Origin of the sequence: Bartonella sp. AS69XJJH (assembly GCF_042195585.1) — a bacterium.
GTDB lineage: Bacteria > Pseudomonadota > Alphaproteobacteria > Rhizobiales > Rhizobiaceae > Bartonella.
In genome coordinates this window covers 1-1537 of sequence record NZ_JBHIOO010000082.1, presented here as the reverse complement: position 1 = coordinate 1537, position 1537 = coordinate 1, and the positions used below count along the sequence as shown (strand labels likewise).

At 37.2% G+C, this 1537-nt stretch carries 1 protein-coding gene; it reads right to left on the bottom strand.

Annotation, left to right across the window (positions count from 1 at the left end; genetic code table 11):
- Positions 1-480 precede the first annotated feature (480 nt).
- Positions 481-1537 (bottom strand): helicase-related protein (locus tag ACFIK6_RS09745; RefSeq protein ID WP_375642728.1); only part of this gene is annotated, 1057 nt, incomplete at its 5' end.

Below are 1537 nucleotides of genomic sequence, written 5' to 3'. Positions count from 1 at the left end.
AACAATAGATGTATGAATAAAAGTTATCATTTTTTATCATAGGCTTATGATACTATGATAAAGTCTTGTTTTACTTTATTTGTGTGATAGAACAGTGTCCTATTTGAATATTCTCTTGTGAGGCTAAATAATATTTGAGTTCGATGTCAGAGTATAACTGTATAAAGATAATATATTGTGAGCAATTTTTTGATATATCTATATATCAGATACTCTCTTTAAATTTGTCTGCTTTTTTAGAGTTTAGAAGTTTTTTACATTTTTAGGGATTTTTTATAACGCGGTTTAACAAGAAAAATTGCTTAAAAAGTCAATAAATTTTAGACATTTTTTGTAAAATGTTCTCTCTTATGGTGTTTTTGACAAATGAGAGCACCCTTGATGTTTGAGGTTGTCTATTTTTCGGATAATGCTGTTTGCTTTTGAGCTTTAGTCTTTTTTTAGATGAGCTGAAGATTATTTTAGGCGGTTTGAAATTTTCTACTTCTTTGTTGATTGCGTTTTTTTTCGTTTTATTGTTGCTTGATTAGGAGTGTTTTTACGAGATTTTCCTTTTCGACTTTCCAAAATACCAGTGTCCATGGTTGGTCCCATGTGTGCAAGGTCTGGTTTGGAGAAAAGACTTGGTTGTAACACGGGCTCATGGGTGGATTGTTCGCTATGATGTGTTAAGGGGTTCTCAGCGATTTCTAGTTCTATCTTTTGTAATTGTTTGATTTCATCGCGAAGTCGCGCTGCTTCTTCAAAGTTGAGATCAGTAGCTGCTTCATGCATTAATTTTTCAAGGTGTTTAATATGAGAAGCTAAATTTTTGCCAACCATATTTTTTTTCTCGATGACATCAGGAATATTTGTGCGAATATGGTTGTTTTCATAGCCTGAATTGAGAATATCTCCGATATTTTTTTTGATACTTTTCGGTGTGATATGGTGTTCTTCATTATAGGCTATTTGTTTTTGTCGACGTCTTTGTGTCTCCTGTAAGGCTCGTTCTATGGAGCCTGTGATTGTATCTGCATAGAGGATAACACGGCCATCTACGTTACGTGCAGCACGTCCGATTGTTTGTATAAGGGAGGTTTCAGAGCGCAAAAAGCCTTCTTTATCGGCATCTAGAATGGCAACAAAACCACATTCTGGAATATCTAAGCCTTCTCGGAGCAAGTTGATACCGATGAGGACATCAAAGGTGCCAAGCCGCAGATCGCGTAGAATTTCAATGCGTTCTAATGTATCAATGTCAGAATGCATATAGCGTACGCGAATATCTTGTTCGTGGAGATATTCAGTTAAGTCCTCGGCCATACGCTTTGTGAGAACTGTTACCAATGTACGGTAGCCTTTTTGAATTGTTTTACGAATTTCATTCACAACATCATCGACTTGATTTCTGGCTGGACGCACCTCTGTTGGTGGGTCAACAAGCCCTGTTGGACGAATAATTTGTTCTGCAAAAGTGCCGTGAGATTGTTCTATTTCCCAGCGTCCTGGTGTCGCAGAGACGGCAATCGTTTGCGGGCGCATCGCATCCCATTCT